At 70.5% G+C, this 19,185-nt stretch carries 19 protein-coding genes; 11 read left to right on the top strand and 8 right to left on the bottom strand.

The features are described from left to right. Positions 1-18: 18 nt before the first annotated feature. The gene (locus ACFYZ4_RS16830) at positions 19-1,599 is read right to left on the bottom strand and encodes a methylmalonyl-CoA mutase (protein WP_390784215.1); all 1,581 of its coding nucleotides are present in this window, start codon (positions 1,597-1,599) and stop codon (positions 19-21) included. 179 nt (positions 1,600-1,778) lie between these two features. Here ACFYZ4_RS16830 and ACFYZ4_RS16825 point away from each other — a divergent pair, with 179 nt between their 5' ends. Further along, positions 1,779-2,651 (top strand): peptidoglycan-binding protein, encoded by an 873-nt coding sequence (locus tag ACFYZ4_RS16825; protein ID WP_390784214.1) that lies wholly within the window; start codon positions 1,779-1,781, stop codon positions 2,649-2,651. Between the two features lie 264 nt (positions 2,652-2,915). Here ACFYZ4_RS16825 and ACFYZ4_RS16820 read toward each other — a convergent pair whose 3' ends face one another. Together ACFYZ4_RS16820 and ACFYZ4_RS16815 are read right to left on the bottom strand one after the other, a co-directional pair. Further along, complete coding sequence (locus ACFYZ4_RS16820) at positions 2,916-3,965, bottom strand: hypothetical protein (RefSeq protein ID WP_351586157.1); 1,050 nt, start codon at positions 3,963-3,965, stop codon at positions 2,916-2,918. Next, complete coding sequence (locus ACFYZ4_RS16815) at positions 3,965-4,717, bottom strand: RNA polymerase sigma factor (RefSeq protein WP_351295108.1); 753 nt, start codon at positions 4,715-4,717, stop codon at positions 3,965-3,967. The genes ACFYZ4_RS16820 and ACFYZ4_RS16815 overlap by 1 nt, the downstream gene beginning before the upstream one ends. A 339-nt stretch (positions 4,718-5,056) precedes the next feature. Here ACFYZ4_RS16815 and ACFYZ4_RS16810 point away from each other — a divergent pair, with 339 nt between their 5' ends. The 6 genes from ACFYZ4_RS16810 (at position 5,057) to ACFYZ4_RS16785 (ending at position 10,160) form a co-directional block, all read left to right on the top strand. Then, complete coding sequence (locus ACFYZ4_RS16810) at positions 5,057-5,668, top strand: 2-oxo-4-hydroxy-4-carboxy-5-ureidoimidazoline decarboxylase (protein ID WP_351295061.1); 612 nt, start codon at positions 5,057-5,059, stop codon at positions 5,666-5,668. A gap of 152 nt (positions 5,669-5,820) precedes the next feature. Continuing rightward, positions 5,821-6,201 (top strand): succinate dehydrogenase, cytochrome b556 subunit, encoded by a 381-nt coding sequence (gene sdhC, locus ACFYZ4_RS16805; protein ID WP_078892868.1) that lies wholly within the window; start codon positions 5,821-5,823, stop codon positions 6,199-6,201. A gap of 5 nt (positions 6,202-6,206) precedes the next feature. Continuing rightward, the gene (locus tag ACFYZ4_RS16800) at positions 6,207-6,707 is read left to right on the top strand and encodes a succinate dehydrogenase hydrophobic membrane anchor subunit (RefSeq protein WP_351295064.1); all 501 of its coding nucleotides are present in this window, start codon (positions 6,207-6,209) and stop codon (positions 6,705-6,707) included. Between the two features lie 23 nt (positions 6,708-6,730). Then, entirely contained in the window at positions 6,731-8,485 is a 1,755-nt protein-coding gene (gene sdhA, locus ACFYZ4_RS16795; RefSeq protein ID WP_351295067.1) for a succinate dehydrogenase flavoprotein subunit, read from the top strand. Continuing rightward, positions 8,485-9,243 (top strand): succinate dehydrogenase iron-sulfur subunit, encoded by a 759-nt coding sequence (locus ACFYZ4_RS16790; RefSeq protein WP_052873174.1) that lies wholly within the window; start codon positions 8,485-8,487, stop codon positions 9,241-9,243. Before sdhA ends, ACFYZ4_RS16790 begins: the two co-directional genes overlap by 1 nt. Before the next feature lie 368 nt (positions 9,244-9,611). Then, positions 9,612-10,160 carry a hypothetical protein gene (locus ACFYZ4_RS16785; protein WP_390784213.1) on the top strand — a complete coding sequence of 183 codons (549 nt, stop codon included), beginning with the start codon at positions 9,612-9,614 and terminating at the stop codon, positions 10,158-10,160. Between the two features lie 45 nt (positions 10,161-10,205). On the opposite strand, the gene ACFYZ4_RS16780 is transcribed toward ACFYZ4_RS16785, so the two are convergent. Beyond that, positions 10,206-11,636, bottom strand: a complete 1,431-nt coding sequence (locus ACFYZ4_RS16780) for a family 2B encapsulin nanocompartment shell protein (RefSeq protein WP_390784212.1) — start codon at positions 11,634-11,636, stop codon at positions 10,206-10,208. A gap of 217 nt (positions 11,637-11,853) precedes the next feature. On the opposite strand from ACFYZ4_RS16780, the gene ACFYZ4_RS16775 reads away from it, so the two are divergent. Genes ACFYZ4_RS16775 through ACFYZ4_RS16765 form a run of 3 tightly spaced genes read left to right on the top strand, consistent with a single transcriptional unit; the run spans position 11,854 to position 13,475 of the window. Continuing rightward, positions 11,854-12,258, top strand: coding sequence for a hypothetical protein (locus tag ACFYZ4_RS16775; protein ID WP_351295073.1), 405 nt, complete (start codon positions 11,854-11,856; stop codon positions 12,256-12,258). Positions 12,259-12,279: 21 nt separating this feature from the next. Then, positions 12,280-12,687, top strand: a complete 408-nt coding sequence (locus ACFYZ4_RS16770; protein WP_351295075.1) for a DCC1-like thiol-disulfide oxidoreductase family protein — start codon at positions 12,280-12,282, stop codon at positions 12,685-12,687. An 11-nt stretch (positions 12,688-12,698) separates the two neighbouring features. After that, positions 12,699-13,475 (top strand): TetR family transcriptional regulator, encoded by a 777-nt coding sequence (locus ACFYZ4_RS16765; RefSeq protein ID WP_351295077.1) that lies wholly within the window; start codon positions 12,699-12,701, stop codon positions 13,473-13,475. A gap of 16 nt (positions 13,476-13,491) precedes the next feature. Here ACFYZ4_RS16765 and ACFYZ4_RS16760 read toward each other — a convergent pair whose 3' ends face one another. The 3 genes from ACFYZ4_RS16760 to ACFYZ4_RS16750 all read right to left on the bottom strand — a co-directional run bounded on the left by ACFYZ4_RS16760 (position 13,492) and on the right by ACFYZ4_RS16750 (position 16,777). Further along, positions 13,492-15,048: an ABC transporter substrate-binding protein gene (locus tag ACFYZ4_RS16760; RefSeq protein WP_390784211.1), complete on the bottom strand. Its 1,557-nt coding sequence runs from the start codon at positions 15,046-15,048 to the stop codon at positions 13,492-13,494. A gap of 122 nt (positions 15,049-15,170) precedes the next feature. Further along, the gene (locus tag ACFYZ4_RS16755; protein ID WP_390784210.1) at positions 15,171-16,490 is read right to left on the bottom strand and encodes a metallophosphoesterase; all 1,320 of its coding nucleotides are present in this window, start codon (positions 16,488-16,490) and stop codon (positions 15,171-15,173) included. Then, positions 16,487-16,777 (bottom strand): SCO4848 family membrane protein, encoded by a 291-nt coding sequence (locus tag ACFYZ4_RS16750; RefSeq protein ID WP_351295084.1) that lies wholly within the window; start codon positions 16,775-16,777, stop codon positions 16,487-16,489. The genes ACFYZ4_RS16755 and ACFYZ4_RS16750 overlap by 4 nt, the downstream gene beginning before the upstream one ends. Before the next feature lie 121 nt (positions 16,778-16,898). On the opposite strand from ACFYZ4_RS16750, the gene ACFYZ4_RS16745 reads away from it, so the two are divergent. Further along, complete coding sequence (locus ACFYZ4_RS16745) at positions 16,899-18,140, top strand: D-alanyl-D-alanine carboxypeptidase (protein ID WP_351295087.1); 1,242 nt, start codon at positions 16,899-16,901, stop codon at positions 18,138-18,140. A 46-nt stretch (positions 18,141-18,186) separates the two neighbouring features. Here the strand turns inward: ACFYZ4_RS16745 and ACFYZ4_RS16740 are convergent, their stop codons facing one another. Continuing rightward, complete coding sequence (locus tag ACFYZ4_RS16740) at positions 18,187-19,086, bottom strand: YihY/virulence factor BrkB family protein (RefSeq protein WP_390784209.1); 900 nt, start codon at positions 19,084-19,086, stop codon at positions 18,187-18,189. Positions 19,087-19,185 lie beyond the last annotated feature (99 nt).

The following is a 19,185-nucleotide window of genomic DNA, read 5'->3' as shown; positions in this document are numbered from 1 at the left end:
CTGACGGTCCAGTGGGTTTCACCATGTGGAATCCGTCGGCTCGTACGTTCCCCACACCTCCCTCAGCGCCCCGCACACCTCCCCCACCGTGGCCCGCGCCCGCAGCGCCTCCTTCATCGGGTACAGCACGTTCTCCGTTCCGGCGGCCGCCTCCCGCAGGGCCCCGAGCGCCGCCGTCACCGCCGCCGCGTCCCGCTCCGCCCGCAGCCGTGCCAGCGCCGCGCACTGCCGCGCCTCGATGGCCGGGTCCACGCGCAGCGGCTCGTACGGTTCCTCCCGCTCCAGCGCGAAGCGGTTGACGCCGACCACCACCCGCTCCCCGCCCTCGGTCTCCTGCGCGATGCGGTAGGCGTTGCGCTCGATCTCGCCCTTCTGGAAGCCGTTCTCGATCGCGGCCACCGCCCCGCCCTGGTCCTCGACGCGCCGCATCAGCGCGAGCGCGGCCGCCTCCAGCTCGTCGGTCATCCGCTCGACGGCGTACGACCCGGCGAAGGGGTCCACGGTGTGCGGCACGTCCGTCTCGTACGCGAGGACCTGCTGGGTGCGCAGCGCGAGGCGGGCGGACTTCTCGGTCGGCAGCGCGATGGCCTCGTCGAAGGAGTTGGTGTGCAGGGACTGGGTGCCGCCGAGGACCGCGGCGAGCGCCTGTACGGCCACCCGTACGAGGTTCAGTTCGGGCTGCTGCGCGGTCAGCTGGACCCCGGCCGTCTGGGTGTGGAAGCGCAGCATCAGCGACTTCGGATCCCGCGCCCCGAACTCCTCGCGCATGACGCGGGCCCAGATCCGCCGGGCCGCGCGGAACTTCGCGACCTCCTCCAGGAGGGTGGTGCGGGAGACGAAGAAGAAGGAGAGCCGGGGCGCGAACTCGTCGACCGCCATGCCGGCGGCCAGGGCCGTACGGACGTAGGCGATGCCGTCGGCGAGGGTGAAGGCCACCTCCTGCGCGGGCGAGGCCCCCGCTTCGGCCATGTGGTAGCCGGAGATGGAGATGGTGTTCCACTTGGGGATCTCGGCCCGGCAGTAGCGGAAGGTGTCGGCCGTCAGCCGGAGCGAGGGCTCGGGCGGGAAGATGTACGTGCCCCGCGCGATGTACTCCTTCAGGACGTCGTTCTGGACCGTGCCCGTCAGCCGCACGCCCGGAATGCCCTGTTCCTCCGCGACCAGTTGGTAGAGCAGCAGGAGCAGCGCGGCGGGCGCGTTGATGGTCATCGAGGTGGAGACGCGGTCGAGCGGGATCCCGTCGAACAGCGTCCGCATGTCGTCGAGCGAGTCGACGGCGACCCCGACCTTGCCGACCTCGCCGTGCGCGAGCGGGGCGTCGGAGTCGTGCCCCATCTGGGTCGGCAGGTCGAAGGCGACGGACAGTCCGGTGCCGCCGCCCGCGATGAGCTGCCGGTAGCGGGCGTTGGACTCGGCGGCCGTGCCGAAACCGGCGTACTGCCGCATCGTCCACGGGCGGCCGGTGTACATGTTCGGATAAATCCCCCTGGTGTAGGGGAATTCGCCCGGTTCGCCCAGGGCGGCCGCGGGGTCCCACCCCGTCAGGTCGCCGGGCCCGTAGACGGGTTCGATCGGGAGTCCGCTCTCGGTGCGTGCCATGTGACGAAGACCTCCGTAGAGCTGCCGGGCCCGGGGCTGGTACAACCTTGCCCGCGCATCGGTTCGTAAGGCCGCGGACGGCTGCTGGTCACAATGGCGCAACATCCCGTGGCCCGGTGCAACTCTCCGCGCGCGCCAGGCATCACCTAGATACACGACGTAGAAACCGGGGGACTGCAATGCAGCGCCAGAGATTCATAATCCGCACGATCGGGGTGGCCGCCGCCGTCGCGCTCGCCGCGACCGCCTGCGGGCCGCAGAAGTCGGAGTCAGCCGGCTCCACTCCTTCGGCTCCGTCCTCGCCCACGGCGGGCGCCACTCCCGAAGCCTCCCCGACCACCGACAACAAGCCCGGCGAGGCATCGCCGTCGCCGTCGGCCTCCGCGTCGGCCTCCCCGTCGGCCTCTCCTTCGCCCACCGTGAAGCAGATCATGGCCAACGGCGACGACACCGACCAGGTGCGCGAGCTCCAGGCACGCCTGCGGCAGCTCAAGCTGATGTCGGTGGCACCGACCGGTTTCTACGGCTCGAAGACCACGGCCGCGGTCAAGTCCTTCCAGTCGAAGAACGCTCTGACCCCCACCGGTTCGGTCGACGAGGCCACCTGGAAGAAGATCCAGAGCGCCAGCAAGAAGCCCACCGCCGACGAGCTGCGCCCGCCGACCGTCAACGAGGTCGACGCGCCGGACCCGCGCTGCATGGAGGGCCGGGTCATGTGCATCAGCAAGGAGAGCCGCACCCTCGCCTGGATGATCGACGGCAAGGTCGTCTCCACCATGGACGTGCGCTTCGGTTCGGAGAACACCCCGACCCGCGAGGGCGTCTTCAAGGTGGACCGCAAGGAGAAGGAGTGGACGTCCACGCTCTACCACACGTCCATGCCGTACTCGATGTTCTTCAGCGGCGGCCAGGCCGTGCACTACTCGGCCGACTTCGCGGCCCGCGGCTACGCCGGCGCCTCGCACGGCTGCGTGAACGTCCGCGACAAGGGCAAGCTGTCGTCGCTCTTCGGCCAGGTGAACGTGGGCGACAAGGTCGTCGTCTACTGGTGATGCGCGCGGCCCCCACGAGCGCACGCAGAAGGCCTTCGACCGGGATCGGTCGAAGGCCTTGTCGTTGGGCGGCCGTGGGCCGGCCGCCGGGGGGTCGAGGTAAAGGGCGCGGGCAGGGCCGGGGGAACGTGCCCCGCCCGCGCCGGTTGCGCAGAGCCCAGGGGTACGGGGGGAACCCCGGCTCATGCGCGGCCGATGACCAGTCGGCTCGATATGTACTGCGCCGCCGGTTCGAAAAGTGTTACAGGCGGTTCGGCACGGGTGTCAGAGACCGGTGCGCAGGCCCGTCGAGCCCCGCGGAAGCGCCGGGGCCAGGGTCGGGGCCTTGAGCGTCCCGTCCCCCAGCGGGGTGTCGCGGCGCTTGCCGCCGGAGTCCCCGTCCAGCACCGACTTGCAGTAGTCCGGTATCCGGGTGAGCCCGTCGGCCAGGCGGGAGAGCCGCTCGCGACGGTCGTCGTCGAGGCGTCCCGACCGGTAGTCCTGGCAGAGGTCCAGCGCCTTGAGCAGGGTCTCCCGCTCGCGCCGCTCACGGTCCTTGCCGGTGTCCCCGTTGCCGAAGGTGTCCCGGTCCCGGTCCTTGTCGCCCGTGCCGCCCGCGGCGCTCCGGCCGTTCTCGGTGTCCTTGCCCGTGCCGCCCGTGCCCGAGGTGCCCGACGAGGTGTCCGCGCCGGTGCCGGTGCCGGGCACCGTGCGTCCGTCCGGGCCCGGGGACTGCGTGGGGCCCGGGGGGAGCGTCGAATTCGAGCCGTTCGGCGGCGGGGTGGGCAGCAGCTTCGGGGTGAGCGTCGGTGCTCCGCTGCCGATGCCCGGCTCCGCGTTCTCGCCGGCGCTGACGGACATCGCCGGTCCGGGTCCCGCGGTGTCGTGCCGGTCACGGTCCAGCAGCCCGGCGCCCGCCGCGGCGGCGAGGCCGCCGACGGCGACGCTCGCCAGAGCGGCCGCCAGGCCGAAGCTCACCGTCCGGGCGCGCCGGGGCGCGGGGGCGAAGGAGGGCACGAGACGGCCGAGATCGACCACGGGCTCACCGGATCCGGCCATCGCGGTGCGGTCCGACGGGTCCGCGGAGCGGCCGGCGGCACGCGCCGTGCGGAAGGCGGCCACGGCCGCGGCCTCGCCGGGCAGTTCCGTGCCCGCGGGCGGCAGCTCGCCGCCGGCGCCCAGGGCTTCCAGGGCGTCCAGCGCGGCACGCAGTCGCGCGGCCTCGATGCGGGCACGCGGTTCGGCGCCGGCCGGCCCCACAGGTTCCGCCGGTTCGCCGCGCAGCAGTCTGTCCGCCGCGGCCTGGTCCAGCCACCTGTTGCGCTCGTCGGCCATCACATGTCCTTCTGCGTCCGCCAACGTGAATGCGTCACACCGGTTTGTTCTACGAAGCCCCCACCTCGGCCGCGTTGCGCGGGTACGGCGTCGAGGTCCCTCCCGCCCCCGCCGTCCCACGGCTGGCCACCGGCATTATGGCCGACCGCCGCGCCCGGCTCCGCGCCGGTGCCCGGGTCCGGCCCGAAGCCGCCCTCCGAGCCCTCTTCGCCGAGCAGCTCGGCCAGCTTCTTCAGACCCCGGTGCGCTGCGGTGCGTACGGCGCCGGGGCGCTTGCCGAGGGTCTCGGCCGCGCTCTTGGCGTCGAGTCCGACCACGACCCGCAGGACGACGGCCTCGGCCTGGTCCTGCGGGAGCCGGGCGATGAGCGCCATGGTCCGGCCGGTGGAGAGGGACTCCATCGCCGCGCCCGCGGTGTCGCAGTCGGCGGCCCACGCGGTCAGTTCGGTGTCGTCGCCGCCGATGGCGGGACGGCGACCGCGCATGCGGATGTGGTCGAGGGCCCGGTTGCGGGCGATGCGGGCGGCCCAGCCGCGGAAGCGGTCGGCGTCGCCGGTGAAGGAGTCGAGGTCGCGGGCGATCTGCAACCAGGCCTCGGAGGTCACGTCCTCCGCGTCGCCGTCTCCGACGAGCGTGCGTACGTAACCGAGCAGCCGTGGGTGCACGGCGCGGTACACAGCACGGAACGCGTTCTCCTCGCCGTCCTGTGCCGCGAGCACCGCGGCGGTCAGCTCCGCGTCGTCCCCCAGCAAAGTCCCCAACCCGTTCACTGTCCTGTACGTGTGGCGCAAATCAGCACGTTACGGCTTTCAAGTACCTCCCGTCCACGAGTGATACAACGTGCAACCAACCCTGTGCGGAGCGAGGTGTGACACAAAACGCACTCGGGGCGCTGACAGGGGTACGGGCTTGTCGCACGAGTCCGTGACGGATGGCGGCCGGGGCCTCTCCTGTGGGGGGTGGCGGCCTCGGTCGCCCTCCCCTCCCGGACGACGTTCCGGGCCCGGCTGTGGCGCTCACGTCATCCTTTCGGCTCACTTCCGAGTGAAATCCCCAGATGGGTACGACACACCCTGCCTCCCGTCGCTAGCGTGGCGGCATACCCGCGCCGCGCCCCGAGGAGCCCCCCGCTGTCCAGCCACCTTCCGGCACAGGCCCGCGGCAGCGGCAGTTCCGAGCATTCTCACGGCTCCGGGCTGGCGCGGTTCAACGCCCTGTCCCCCGAGGCCGCCCACGCCGTCCTGCTCCAGTGCTGCGGGAGCCGGCGCTGGGCGCACCGGATGGCCACCCACCGCCCCTACCCCGATCCGGACGCCCTGCTCGCCGCCGCGGACGAGGCCTCGTACGACCTCTCGCAGCCCGACCTGACCGAGGCGCTGGCCGCCGAGTGCTCGGCGGAGCTGGACCACGGCGCGCCGTACGCCGCCCTGCTGGCCCTCGACGCGGCCCACGCGGAGTACGAACGGAAGTTCGGCCACGCCTTCGTGATCTGCCTCGCCGGGCATCCGCCGGAGGAGCAGGCCGACCAGCTGCTGGAGGCGATCCGCCGCAGGATGGCGCACGAGGTGGACGAGGAGCGCTCGATCTCCGCCGACGAGCTGCGTCGTGTCGCCCAGGACCGGCTCTGGGATCTGACACGCTGGCTGACCTCGACGGATGGGCCGACTGCCACGGAAATCGGGCTATTCGCCCCTGTGGGATAGTCCGTACGTGCCTGTTTGATCACACCGATGGCCCCCGCGCAAGGGAACCGACAAAGCGTCGCTACGATGTCCGGGGCCGGAGGACCGTACCCGGCCGGGCCCGACCGACAAAGAAGCCGGCTGGCCCCCGCCCCGCTTCCGGAGGGTTTTCCGTGCCGGCTGGAACGTTGTACCGCGGCCGGGAAGGAATGTGGTCCTGGGTGGCTCATCGAGTCACCGGCGTCCTCATTTTCTTCTTCCTGTTCGTACACGTCCTCGACACCGCACTCGTCCGCGTCTCCCCCGAGGCGTACGACGACGTGGTGGCTACCTACAAGACTCCGATCGTCGCGCTGCTGGAGTACGGCCTCGTCGCCGCCATCCTGTTCCACGCGCTCAACGGTCTCCGTGTCATCGCCGTGGACTTCTGGTCCAAGGGCCCGCGCTACCAGAAGCAGATGCTCTGGACCGTCGTGGGCATCTGGATCGTGCTGATGGTCGGGGCCCTGTACCCCGTACTGGGCCACGCCTACCTTGAACTGTTCGGGAAGTGACACGCATGTCTTCTGACACTTCTTCCGTCGACATGACCAAGGGCGCCGGCGACGGCGGCTCCGTGACCGGCGTCTCGCTTTACGACGTCGACAGCCCGGCGCCGTACATCGAGGCCCCGCGCAAGCGCACGGGCAAGACCCCGCGCTCGACCCGCGGCAACTTCGAGATGGTCGCGTGGCTCTTCATGCGCCTCTCGGGCATCGTGCTCGTCGTCCTGGTCATCGGGCACCTCCTGATCCAGCTGGTGCTCGACGGCGGCGTCTCCAAGATCGGCTTCGCCTTCGTGGCGGGCCGGTGGGCTTCCCCGTTCTGGCAGGTCTGGGACCTGCTGATGCTGTGGCTGGCGATGCTGCACGGCGCCAATGGTCTGCGTACCGTCATCAACGACTACGCGGAGCGCGCCAACACGCGGCTGTGGCTGAAGGGCCTGCTCTACACCGCCACGGTGTTCACCATCCTTCTGGGCACGCTGGTGATCTTCACCTTCGACCCGAACATCCGCTAGGCAACGGGGCTGAGGCGAAACCAATGAAGATCCACAAGTACGACACCGTCATCGTCGGCGCAGGTGGCGCGGGCATGCGCGCCGCCATCGAGTCGACGAAGCGCAGCCGCACCGCGGTGCTGACGAAGCTCTACCCCACCCGCTCCCACACGGGCGCCGCGCAGGGCGGCATGGCCGCCGCGCTGGCCAACGTGGAAGAGGACAACTGGGAGTGGCACACCTTCGACACGGTCAAGGGCGGTGACTACCTGGTCGACCAGGACGCCGCCGAGATCCTGGCGAAGGAGGCCATCGACGCGGTCCTCGACCTGGAGAAGATGGGCCTGCCGTTCAACCGCACCCCGGACGGCACCATCGACCAGCGCCGCTTCGGCGGTCACTCGCGCAACCACGGCGAGGCCCCGGTCCGCCGGTCCTGCTACGCCGCGGACCGCACGGGCCACATGATCCTCCAGACGCTGTACCAGAACTGCGTCAAGGAGGGCGTGGAGTTCTTCAACGAGTTCTACGTCCTGGACCAGCTCCTGGTCGAGGAGGACGGCGTCACGAAGTCGGCCGGTGTGGTCGCGTACGAGCTCGCCACCGGCGAGATCCACGTGTTCCAGGCGAAGGCCGTCATCTACGCCTCCGGCGGCACCGGCAAGTTCTTCAAGGTGACCTCCAACGCGCACACCCTCACGGGTGACGGCCAGGCGGCCTGCTACCGCCGCGGCCTGCCGCTGGAGGACATGGAGTTCTTCCAGTTCCACCCGACGGGCATCTGGCGCATGGGCATCCTGCTGACGGAGGGCGCCCGCGGTGAGGGCGGCATCCTCCGCAACAAGGACGGCGAGCGCTTCATGGAGAAGTACGCGCCGGTCATGAAGGACCTCGCGTCCCGTGACGTCGTCTCGCGCTCCATCTACACCGAGATCCGTGAGGGCCGCGGCTGCGGTCCCGCCGGTGACCACGTGTACCTGGACCTGACGCACCTGCCGCCGGAGCAGCTCGACGCGAAGCTCCCGGACATCACCGAGTTCGCGCGCACCTACCTGGGCATCGAGCCGTACACGGACCCGATCCCGATCCAGCCCACCGCGCACTACGCCATGGGCGGCATCCCGACCAACGTCGAGGGTGAGGTCCTGGCGGACAACACCACCGTCGTCCCGGGCCTGTACGCGGCCGGCGAGGTCGCGTGCGTGTCGGTGCACGGCGCGAACCGCCTGGGCACCAACTCGCTGCTGGACATCAACGTCTTCGGCAAGCGCTCCGGCATCGCCGCGGCCCGGTACTCGCAGGAGAACGACTACGTCGAGCTCCCCGAGAACCCGGCGCAGCTGGTCGTCGACCTCATCGAGCAGCTGCGCAACTCCACGGGCAACGAGCGGGTCGCCGACCTGCGTCTGGAGCTCCAGGAGACGATGGACGCGTGCGTGATGGTGTTCCGTACGGAGCAGACCATCAAGACCGCGGTCGAGAAGATCGCGGAGCTGCGCGAGCGCTACAAGAACGTGTCCGTCCAGGACAAGGGCAAGCGCTTCAACACGGACCTGCTGGAGGCCGTCGAGCTGGGCAACCTGCTCGACCTGGCCGAGGTCATGGCCGTGTCCGCGCTGGCGCGCAAGGAGTCCCGCGGCGGTCACTACCGCGAGGACTACCCGAACCGCGACGACGTCAACTTCATGCGCCACACCATGGCGTACCGCGAGGTCGACGACAACGGCAAGGACTCCGTCCGGCTGGACTACAAGCCCGTCGTCGTCACCCGCTACCAGCCGATGGAGCGTAAGTACTGATGGCCACCCCGACCCTGGACAAGATGGAGGCCGCGGCCGCGGCCTCGCCCTTCATCACGGTCACCTTCCGGATCCGCCGCTTCAACCCCGAGATCTCCGACGAGTCTCAGTGGCAGGACTTCCAGGTCGAGATCGACCCGAAGGAGCGCGTGCTCGACGGTCTCCACAAGATCAAGTGGGACCTCGACGGCACGCTGACGTTCCGCCGCTCGTGCGCGCACGGCATCTGCGGCTCCGACGCGATGCGGATCAACGGCAAGAACAGGCTCGCCTGCAAGACGCTGATCAAGGACATCAACCCGGAGAAGCCGATCACCGTCGAGGCCATCAAGGGCCTCACGGTGATGAAGGACCTTGTCGTCGACATGGAGCCCTTCTTCCAGGCGTACCGCGACGTCATGCCGTTCCTGGTCACCAAGGGCAACGAGCCGACGCGCGAGCGCCTGCAGTCCGCCGAGGACCGCGAGCGCTTCGACGACACCACCAAGTGCATCCTGTGCGCCGCGTGCACGTCCTCGTGCCCGGTGTTCTGGAACGACGGCCAGTACTTCGGCCCGGCGGCGATCGTCAACGCGCACCGCTTCATCTTCGACTCGCGTGACGAGGCCGGCGAGCAGCGGCTGGAGATCCTGAACGACAAGGACGGCGTGTGGCGCTGCCGCACGACCTTCAACTGCACCGACGCGTGCCCGCGCGGCATCGAGGTCACGAAGGCCATCCAGGAAGTCAAGCGCGCCCTCATCACGCGCCGCTTCTAGCCTTCTTGACGGACTCCGCCCGTCGGCCTCGGCTGAGGCCGGTGGACATCGAGGCCCCGCCCCTCCGGAACTTTCCGGGGAGGCGGGGCCCTCGTCGTTCCCCGGGGCCGTCGCCACGGCCTGCGGCGGGCGTCTCGGTCACGAAGGCGCTGCTGGGCGGCCGTCTGCTGCCGCCCGCGCAGCAGAGCCTGCTGTTCGTCATGCCGCCGCTCTCCAAGAGCTCCCAGCAGCCCTACAGCGCGGGCGGGTTGGCTTGTCAGAAGCTGCCGGACGGGACCGACGAGGTGATCGGGCACGTCACCGGCGTCGTGGAGGCAGCTCTCCGACCGGCGTACGGGGAGGGGGGTCGTTGTGGAAGGATCGGCCGTATGAGCGAGCAGCAGCCGAATCCGTACGTGAACGACCCCACCGGCCAGGGCGGTCAGCCCGGCACCCCCGGCCAGGGAGACTACAAGTGGGGTCCGGGCGAGGCCAGTTACGGCTACCCGCAGCCCTACCCGGCGTCCCCGGCCTACCAGCCGACCATCGGCGGCGCGGGCCTGCCGGCCCCCGGCTACCCCGCCGCCCCGGCCGGCGGCGCCGGCCTGGCGCTCGGTGACATCACCATCGCCGGGGACCAGATCATCACCCCGTCCGGCCCGATGCCGCTCAAGGGCGCGATGTGGAACGCGACCGACTTCTCGCGCACCGAGGAGAAGATCCCGGCCCACGCGGTCGTGCTCGCGATCGTCTTCTTCATCTTCTGCCTGCTCGGCCTGCTCTTCCTCCTGATGAAGGAGAAGACCACCACCGGCTACATCCAGGTGACGGTGACCAGCGGCGGCCGCCACCACTCCACGATGATCCCGGCGACGAACGCGGGCTCCTACCAGTGGGTGATGTCCCAGGTGAACTACGCCCGCTCGCTGAGCTTCTGACGGGGCGGAGCGGGGCCGGGGCCCGGCCGGTGGGCGCCCCCGCCCTCACGCGCGCGGACGGACCTCGACGTTCTCCAGGACGCCGACGGCGTCCGGGACCAGCACGGCCGCCGAGTAGTAGGCGCTGACGAGGTACGAGATGATCGCGCGCTCGTCGATGCCCATGAAGCGGACGTTGAGCCCCGGCTCGTACTCGTCCGGCAGGCCGGTCTGGTAGAGGCCGATCACGCCCTCGTTGTCCTCGCCGGTGCGCACCGCGATGATCGAGGAGGTGTGCTGCCCGGTGAGCGGGATCTTCCCGCAGGGCAGGATCGGCACCCCCCGCCAGGCGGGGATGTGGTGGCCGTCGACCTCGACGCTGCCGAGGCCGATGCCGCGCTTGTTGCACTCCTTGCCGAAGGCGGCGATGGCCTTCGGGTGGGCGAACAGGTACTGGGTGCCGCGCCGCATGGAGAGCAGGTCGTCGAGGTCGTCCGGGGTCGGCGGGCCGCAGTGGGTCTGGATGCGCTGGTCGAAGTCGGCGTTGTGGAGCAGTCCGAACTCCGGGTTGTTGACGAGCTCGTGCTCCTGCCGCTCCCGCAGCTCCTGGACGGTGAGCCGCAGCTGCTGGTGGGTCTGGTTCATCGGCTGGTTGTAGAGGTCGGCGACGCGGGTGTGCACCCTCAGCACGGTCTGGGCCACGCTCAGCTCGTACTCGCGCGGCTTGAGCTCGTAGTCGGCGAAGGCGCCGGGCAGTGCGTGCTCTCCGTGGTGGCCGGCGCTCAGTTCGATGGCCTTCTCGCCGGCCCGGTTGGTGCGGAAGCCGTTGCGGCTGCCGCCCAGTCCCGCGACGTGCGCGCGCAGGTGGGCGTACTGGTCGGCGACCGCCCGGTACGCCGTCTCCGGGAGCGCGAGGATCGTGACGGCGGTCGCCGCTCGGGCGGTGAACTCCCAGGTGGTGCCCTTGGCGCGGGCCAGGGTGTGGCCGCCGAAGGTGTCGCCGTCGCCGAGCCGGCCGACGACGTTCTCGTCCCCGTACTTGCCCGCGCAGATCTTCTCGACCTTGCCGTGGGCGATGAGGAAGACGTGGTCGGCCTTCTTCCCCGAGTGCACGATGACCTGGCCGGGCTGGTACTCCTTCTGCACGAACTTCTCGGCCAGCGCGCCGAGCGCGAGCGGGTCTTCGAAGCCGCGCAGCAGCGGCAGCTCGGTCAGCTCGGCCGGGATGACGTGGACCTTGGAGCCGTTCTTGACGAAGGTGACGCGGCCGTCGCCGAGGGTGTACGAGAGCCGCCGGTTCACCCGGTAGACGCCGCCGGGCGTGTGCACCCAGGGCAGCTTCCGCAGGAGCCAGCGGGAGCTGATGCCCTGCATCTGCGGTTCGGACTTGGTCGTCGTCGCGAGGTTGCGCGCCGCCGCCGTACTCAGGCTGAGCTGTTCCTGTTCCTGCTGCTGCGCCGTTCCGGTCCGGGTGCCTGGGGCTGTCTCGACCGACATGGGCCGCCTCACTTTCGAATGCAGGTGACGGTTACTCTCGGCGGCTATGTGTAACGCATCGTGGTTGCGGCTGTCGCCGGGCGTCGCCACGACCGGGTGAGGCGATGGGGCCGTCCGGCCCAGCCGGAAAGCCCCCGACCGTTCGCTTGAACTTGTTCAAAAAAGGCCCTACAGTCAACGACGTAAGCATTTGAACGCGTTCAAGGGGGCTGGGTCCATGGACCTCACCGTGGTCACGTACGTCATCTACCTGCTGATCAGCATCGGTCTCACCGTCTGGGTGGCCCGCACGCTCAGCCGCAACGGCCGGGTCTTCATCGGCGACGTCCTCCAGGGGAACGAGAAGCTCGCGGACGCCGTCAACCAACTCCTCGTGGTCGGCTTCTACCTGGTGAACATCGGCTTCGTCACGCTCTACCTGAGGTCGAGCGAGGAGATCGAAACCGCCCGCGGCCTCTTCGAGGCCCTCTCGGTCAAGCTCGGCGTCGTCCTGCTCGTCCTCGGGGTCATGCACCTCGGAAACGTGTACGTACTGAACAAGATGCGCCGCCGGGGCATCATGGAGCACCAGCAGACCCCGCCCGTCGCCCCGCAGGGGTGGACCGCGCCCACCGGGGCCTGAGCCGTGGCCCCCACGGGAGCGGTGCGGAAACTGACCGTCCTCTACGACGCGAACTGCCCGCTCTGCGTGCACATCCGGCACTGGCTGCTCGGGCAGCGCTGGCTGGTCCCGCTCGCCCTGATCCCCGCGGCCTCGTACGAGGCGCAGCGCCGGTACCCGCAGCTCGACCACGCGTCGACGCTGAAGGAGATCACCGTGATCGGGGACTCGGGGCAGGTGTGGACCGGGACCGACGCCTTCATCGTCTGCCTGTGGGCGCTGGTGGAACACCGTCCGAAGGCCAACTGGCTGGCCACCGCGGCCGGCCGGCCCTTCGCCCGGGCGGCCATGTACACCGCCTCCGCCTGGCGGCAGGCGGTACGGACCGAGGGGTCGCCCGACGGTGTGGAGGGACCGGCCTGTGACGACCACTGTCCGGTCCCCCGATAGGCTCATCCACCGTGACTGATCAGAAGGCTCCCAAGAGCGAGCAGACCCGCACGCTCATCCTCGAAACCGCGCTCCGTCTCTTCCAGGAGCGCGGCTTCGACAAGACGACGATGCGGGGTATCGCAAAGGAGGCCGGTGTCTCGGTCGGCAACGCCTACTACTACTTCGAATCGAAGGAACACCTGGTCCAGGGGTTCTACGACCGGATCGGCGCGGCACACCAGGCGGCGGTCCGGCCCATCCTGGACAACGAGACCGATCTGCAGAAGCGGCTCGCGGGCGTACTGACCAGCTGGATGGACATCGCGGCCCCGTACCACGAGTTCGCCTCGCAGTTCTTCAAGAACGCGGCCGACCCCGAGAGTCCGCTCAGCCCGTTCTCGCCGGAATCCGAGACGGCGCGGCAGGCGGCGATCGACATCCACCGCGAGGTGCTGGCGGGGGCGAAGACCAAGGTGCCGGCCGAGCTGGCCGACGTACTGCCCGAGCTCATGTGGCTCTCGCAGATGGGCCTGGTCCTCTACTGGGTCTTCGACCGCTCCCCGAACAGCGAGAAGACGCGGCGGCTCGCCGAGCGCGGCGCGCAGCTGACGACGCGGGGCATCGTCCTGGCCCGGTTCCGGGTGCTGCGGCCGCTGGTGCGGGAAGTGCACGAACTCTTCGCGGACTTCCTGCCGGGCATGGCACAGACGGCCACGGCCGGGGCCCGGCGCAAGGCATCGGACCCGGACCCGGCCCCTGAGCCGGACCCGAAGTCGAAGTCGAAGTCGAAGCCGGACCCCGCGTAGGACCGGGGCCCCGCGCTCAGAGCCAGTCGAGTTCCCACAGGCGCCAGACCCCGGTGCCGTCCGACAGGTACTGGGCGCCGGTGACGGCGTCGCGGGACATCACGTAGTCCTTCTTCTGCCAGATCGGCACCAGCGGGGCCTGCTGGGCGACCGCCTTCTGGAGGTCGCGGAACTCGGCGGCCGCGTCGGCCCGGTCCGAGTGGGACTGGGTACGGGTGATCAGCTCGTCGACGCGCTTGTCGGAGAAGCCGTTGTTCATGGACGAGTCGGCGCCGACGAGCGGGGAGAGGAAGTTGTCCGCGTCCGGGAAGTCGGCGACCCAACCGATCGTGTAGGCGTCGAACTCGCCCGCCGCGTAGGCCTTCTGGTAGTCGGCCCACTTCTCGACCGGCTTGACCGTCACCTGGAAGAGCCCGGTGCCCTCCAGCTGCCGCTTGAGCTCCTCGGCCTCGGCGACGTTCGCGCCGCGCACGTTCACCCCCAGGGTGAGCGGAACGGTGGCGTTGATCCCGGCGTCCTTGAGGAGCTTCTTCGCGGTGGCTCCGTTGGGCGTCGGGTACGCGTCGAAGAAGGGCGTGCTGTGACCGGCGATGCCCGCCGGGACCAGGGAGTACAGCGGGGTGACGGTGCCCAGGTAGACGTCGCTCGCCACCTTGGAGCGGTCGAGGAGGGCGGCGACGGCCTGGCGGACGGCGAGCGGCGCGGCGGCGGAGCCGGGGCGGACGTTGAAGACCATCGAGCGGGTCTCGCCGCCACCGGCGGCCTGGTAACGGACGTCCTTCATGCCCGGGTTGAGGCCGGCGAGCACGGCCGGCGGCATCTCCCGGTGGGCGACCTCGACCTGGCGGGCGTTCCAGGCCTGGTCGAGGTCCGCGGAGTCCTTGTAGTACTTCACCGTGACGGGAGTGCGGGCGGGCTTGCCCTGCCCCTTGTACGAGGTGTTGGGCTTGAGCTCGGCGCTCGTACCGGCCTTGTACGCGCCCAGCGTGTACGGGCCGGAGCCGTCGATCCTGCCGTCGTCGCGCAGGGACTTCGCCGGGTACTTGGCCTTGTCGACGATCGAGGCGGCACCCGTCGCGATCTTGAACGGGAAGGTGGCGTCGCCGGCGGAGAGGTTGAAGGTGACCGTCCGGCCCTCGGCCTTGACCGACTCCAGGGTGTTGAACAGCGGGGCCGGGCCCTGGTCGGAGTTGATCGCCTTGATGCGGTCGAAGGAGTGCTTGACGTCCTCGGCGGTGATCGCGCGGCCGCCGGCGAACTTCACGTCGGGGCGCAGCTCGCACCGGTAGGTGGTGAGCTTCTGGCCGACGAACCCGCAGGAGGAGGCGGCGTCCGGCACGGGGGCGTCGGAGCCGGGCTTGACGGTCAGCAGCGACTGGTAGACGTTGCCGAACAGGGCCCAGGAACCTACGTCGTACGCCCCGGCGGGGTCGAGGGAGGAGACCACGTCGCTCGTCCCGACCCGGATGGCGCCCCGGCTGCTGCCGTCCTCGGGCAGCAACTGCCAGGCGCTGACGCCGGCCACGCCGAGGACCAGCCCGGCCGCGATGATCTTCCAGCGGACAGACCGCATCCCGTGAACCCCACCCCTTGTCCCGCTGACAGCGCAACACTGTCCGATTAACGGTCATCCCATCACGGAATATCAGCTGCCGGAAGGCAGATTCCCGGGAGTTCAAGGGCGGTTGGGGCGGGTCAGGCCTGGTATGAGGCGAGTTCCACGACCGTGATGTCGGACGGCGCGCCCACCCGGACCGGGGGTCCCCAGGCGCCGGCCCCGCGGGACACGTAGAGCTGGGTGTCCCCGTACCGCTCCAGCCCGGCGACGGTGGGGTTGGCGAGCTCGGCGAGGTAGTTGCCCGGCCAGAGCTGGCCGCCGTGGGTGTGGCCGGAGAGCTGGAGGTCGACGCCGTGGCGGACGGCATCGTGGATGACCACGGGCTGGTGGGCGAGGAGTACGGCCGCCCGCGAGCGGTCCCGGTCACCGAGGGCCGCCTGGAAGTCGGGGCCCTTCCCCTCCAGTTCGCCCTGGATGTCGTTGACGCCGGCGAGGTCGAAGTGGGGCAGGGCGCGGCGGGCGTTCTCCAGCGGGTTCAGGCCGAGTTCGCGGACGTGGTCGATCCACTGCTGCGCCCCGGAGAAGTACTCGTGGTTGCCGGTCACGAAGTACGAGCCGTGGCGGGCGCTGAGCCGGCGCAGCGGCTCGGCGGCGGGCCCGAGGTCGGGGACGCTGCCGTCGACGAGGTCGCCGACGATCGCGATGAGGTCGGGCTGGGTGCGGTTGACGGTGTCGACGATGCGCTGGGTGTGGGCGCGGCCGAGCACCGGGCCGAGGTGGACGTCGCTGACGACGGCGATGCGGAAACCGTGCGCCGCGCGCGGCAGCTTCGCCAGCGGGACCTGCACCCGCCGGACGCTCGGCCCGCGCAGGACCCCGTAGGTCCCGGTGGCGACGGTGCCGACGGCCACGGCGGCGGCCGCCCCGCCGACCGCCCGCGCGACGAACCGCCGACGGGTCAGCTCCAGGGCCATGACCGCGGGCTCGGGGGCGGGCTCGGCGGTGGCGGCCGCGACGGGCGCCGGGGCCGGCTCGGGCGCGGGCTCGGGGGCGGACCCGGGAGCGGGCTCGGGGGCGGCGGCCCGGGGGACGGTCTGCGGCGCGGGAGGCCCGGCGACCGCCCCGGAGGGGACCCGGTGGGCCAGACGGCGGAGCAACAGCGCGCGGATCGGCTCCGCGACCAGCATCGTCAGGGTCAGGTACAGGAGCACCGCGAGCCAGAGGTATCCCGGCCAGGCCACCGTCTGCTGCAGCCAGAAGGGGGCTCCGGCACGACCCGTGGTCAGGGCGGCCACAGAGAGGAGGGGCAGGGCGATGGTCAGAGCCGTGCCGATGCGGCGGGTGAGGGCGCCGGGCGCCGTGGTGTCGCGGACCAGCCGGATCCAGAGCCAGCGGTGGACCAGCACCAGCAGGGCGCAGACCGCGAGCGCGACGAGCGCGAAGACGAGGATCGTCATGCCGGGGCACCCGCGTCCCTGCCGGCGCCCGTGCCCGTGCCCGTGCGTGATTCACGCCGCAGGGCCCGGACCCCGCGCAACCCGATCACACCGACCGCCGTCCCCAGGAGAAAGGACGTCACCGCGAGCGTCAGGTGCACCCAGAAGTAGGACGTGGGATCGCCCGCCGCATCGAAGGCCTGGCCACTGCCGTTCTTCCACAGGTTCCGGACGAAAGACACCCAGATGAACCAGCTCCACACTCCGAAGGAGAGCAGGAACCAGGAGGCGGCACGGCTGAGTTTCATGCCCTCAGTATCGGATTCGTCCCCAGGACGGACGCGCCGGGGTGGGCTGTCCCGGGGGTGGTTGCACCGAAATGGCCGGTCCGCGACGCCGGACAGCTCATCGGGAGGTACTTTCACCTGCGTGTCTGCCAAGACGACCGCGCTGACGGTCCTTTCCGCCGCGTTGCTGGTGCCCTCCCTGCTGGTGGCCCCCGCCCACGCCGCGCCGACCCCGCCGGCCGACGGGAAGGGCGGGCCCGCCAAGGCTCCGCAGGCGCCCGCGCCGCCCGCGTCGATGTCCACGGTCGGCGGATCGCTGCTCGGCCAGCCGGGGACCCAGGTGAACCTGCTGCCCGGCGCGCCCGCCCTGCCGACGAACCTCACCGGGCGGTCCTGGATCGTGGCGGACGCCGAGTCGGGCGAGGTCCTGGCGGCGTACAACGCGCACTGGCGGCTTCCCCCGGCCTCCACCATGAAGATGCTCTTCGCCGACACCGTGCTGCCGAGCCTGCCCAAGGAGCAGGTCCACAAGGTCACCGAGCAGGACATGGACGGCGTGGGCCAGGGCAGCAGCCTGGTCGGCGTCAAGGAGGAACTCGAATACTCGGTCCACGACCTGTGGCTCGGGGTGTTCCTGCGGTCGGGGAACGACGCCGTGCACGTACTTTCGGCCATGAACGGCGGCATCGAGAAGACCGTCAAGGACATGCAGGCGCACGCCGAGGAGCTCCAGGCCCTCGACACGCACGTCGTGTCCCCCGACGGGTACGACGCCCCCGAACAGGTGTCGAGCGCGTACGACCTGACGCTCATCGCCCGCTCCGGCCTGCAGAAGCAGGACTTCCGCGAGTACTGCGGCACGGCCGAGGCGAAGTTCCCCGGCCGGCAGGAGGCGGGGAAGCCGCGCGAGTACTTCGAGATCCAGAACACCAACCGGCTGATGACGGGCTCGGGCGGCCTCTCCCCGTACAAGGGCATCGCCGGGGTGAAGAACGGCAACACCACCATGGCCGGCTCCACCTTCACCGGCGCCGCCCAGCAGGGCTCCAGGAAGCTGCTGGTCACGGTGATGAACCCGGGTGCGGGCGGTGCGAACTCGGTCTACGAGGAGACCGCTGCGCTGTTCGACTGGGGGTTCGCGGCCGCCGGGAAGGTCAGGCCGGTGGGTGAGCTGGTGCCGCCGAAGAGCGCGGACACCTCCTCGCACGGATCCCCGGCCCAGTCGCACGAGAACAACCCGTCGGCGGCCGGGAAGGGCTCGGGCGGCGTGGGCACCGCGCTGGGCGTCGCGGGCGGCGTGCTGGCCGTACTGGCGGGCGGCGCCTTCGTGGTCAACCGCCGCTGGCCCCGCGGCCGCCGCGGCCGGGGCGAGGACCTGGTGTAGTCCCGGTCCGGGCCGGGCCGGGACCAGGCCGGGCCGGGCCCGGGATTCACCCGGAAGCGTCTGCGTCGGCTCTCACCTGGGGGTTCGGGTCTTCGTCCGGGTCCCGGGTGGCCGTCCAGGACGCGACGTACAGCAGCAGTTTCGCCGTGAAGTTGATCCAGAGCAGCAGGGCGATCGGCACGCCGAAGGCCCCGTACATGCTCTTCGCGGCGACCTCCCGCATGTAGCCGCTGAGCAGCAGCTTCAGCAGCTCGAAGCCCGCCGCGCCGATGAGCGCCGCCTCGATCAGGCGGCGGCGCGGCGGTTCCACCCCGGGGAGCAGGGTCAGGAGGTAGAGCAGCACCAGGAAGGCGGCCACGACGCCGACGACGAAGGCGGCGGCGCGCAGCAGGGCGCCGCCCGCGCCCTCGCGCGGGATGCCCAGCCACTCGGCGGACTTCCCGACCGCCGAGGAGCCGAAGATCGAGGCCGCGGCCGAGGCCAGGCCCACCCCGCCGAGGCCGAGGAGGACGAGCCCGTCCTTGCCCTTGCGGACGATGGGGTTCCCGTCGTCCTCGTCGTCCTTGTCCCACACGGCGCGCAGGCAGTCCCGCATCGCGCCCACCCACCCGATGCCGGTGAACAGCAGGAGGGCGCCGGCGACGAGCCCGACGGTGCCCGCGTTCGCGACCAGCCCCTCGATGTTCAGCTGGTCGGAGATGCCCGGGACCTGCTCGGAGAGGTTCTTCTCCAGCTGGTCCAGCTGCTTCTCGCTGAGCAGTGCCGCGCCCACCGCGGCGGCCACGGTGATCAGCGGGAAGAGCGCGAGGAAGCTGATGAAGGTGATGGCGGCGGCGAGCCGGGTCCAGTGCACGCGGTCGAGGCGCTCGTACGAACGCCACGCGTGCGTCCGCATGAGACGGACCACGAGCGGCCCGATCACCGGGAGTTTCCTCAGCCAGTCCATGGGGTCACCGTAAATGAGCCGACGTAAATAGCCGGGATTGTCGGTTTTGGGTACTACGGTCGTCGACTGTGACTTTTTCCGAAACGCGCCCTGACGGTC

Source organism: Streptomyces sp. NPDC001513 (genome assembly GCF_042894695.1).
GTDB lineage: Bacteria > Actinomycetota > Actinomycetes > Streptomycetales > Streptomycetaceae > Streptomyces.
Note: the sequence above shows the minus strand (reverse complement) of the source record. Positions and strands in the feature narration are given on the sequence as shown.

Coding starts and splice junctions, on each gene's coding strand:
- ACFYZ4_RS16830 (WP_390784215.1), bottom strand. CDS start 1,599: ATGGCACGCACCGAGAGCGGACTCCCGATCGAACCCGTCTACGGGCCC.
- ACFYZ4_RS16825 (WP_390784214.1), top strand. CDS start 1,779: ATGCAGCGCCAGAGATTCATAATCCGCACGATCGGGGTGGCCGCCGCC.
- ACFYZ4_RS16820 (WP_351586157.1), bottom strand. CDS start 3,965: ATGGCCGACGAGCGCAACAGGTGGCTGGACCAGGCCGCGGCGGACAGA.
- ACFYZ4_RS16800 (WP_351295064.1), top strand. CDS start 6,207: ATGTCTTCTGACACTTCTTCCGTCGACATGACCAAGGGCGCCGGCGAC.
- sdhA (WP_351295067.1), top strand. CDS start 6,731: ATGAAGATCCACAAGTACGACACCGTCATCGTCGGCGCAGGTGGCGCG.
- ACFYZ4_RS16790 (WP_052873174.1), top strand. CDS start 8,485: ATGGCCACCCCGACCCTGGACAAGATGGAGGCCGCGGCCGCGGCCTCG.
- ACFYZ4_RS16785 (WP_390784213.1), top strand. CDS start 9,612: ATGAGCGAGCAGCAGCCGAATCCGTACGTGAACGACCCCACCGGCCAG.
- ACFYZ4_RS16780 (WP_390784212.1), bottom strand. CDS start 11,636: ATGTCGGTCGAGACAGCCCCAGGCACCCGGACCGGAACGGCGCAGCAG.
- ACFYZ4_RS16775 (WP_351295073.1), top strand. CDS start 11,854: ATGGACCTCACCGTGGTCACGTACGTCATCTACCTGCTGATCAGCATC.
- ACFYZ4_RS16760 (WP_390784211.1), bottom strand. CDS start 15,048: ATGCGGTCTGTCCGCTGGAAGATCATCGCGGCCGGGCTGGTCCTCGGC.
- ACFYZ4_RS16755 (WP_390784210.1), bottom strand. CDS start 16,490: ATGACGATCCTCGTCTTCGCGCTCGTCGCGCTCGCGGTCTGCGCCCTG.
- ACFYZ4_RS16750 (WP_351295084.1), bottom strand. CDS start 16,777: ATGAAACTCAGCCGTGCCGCCTCCTGGTTCCTGCTCTCCTTCGGAGTG.
- ACFYZ4_RS16740 (WP_390784209.1), bottom strand. CDS start 19,086: ATGGACTGGCTGAGGAAACTCCCGGTGATCGGGCCGCTCGTGGTCCGT.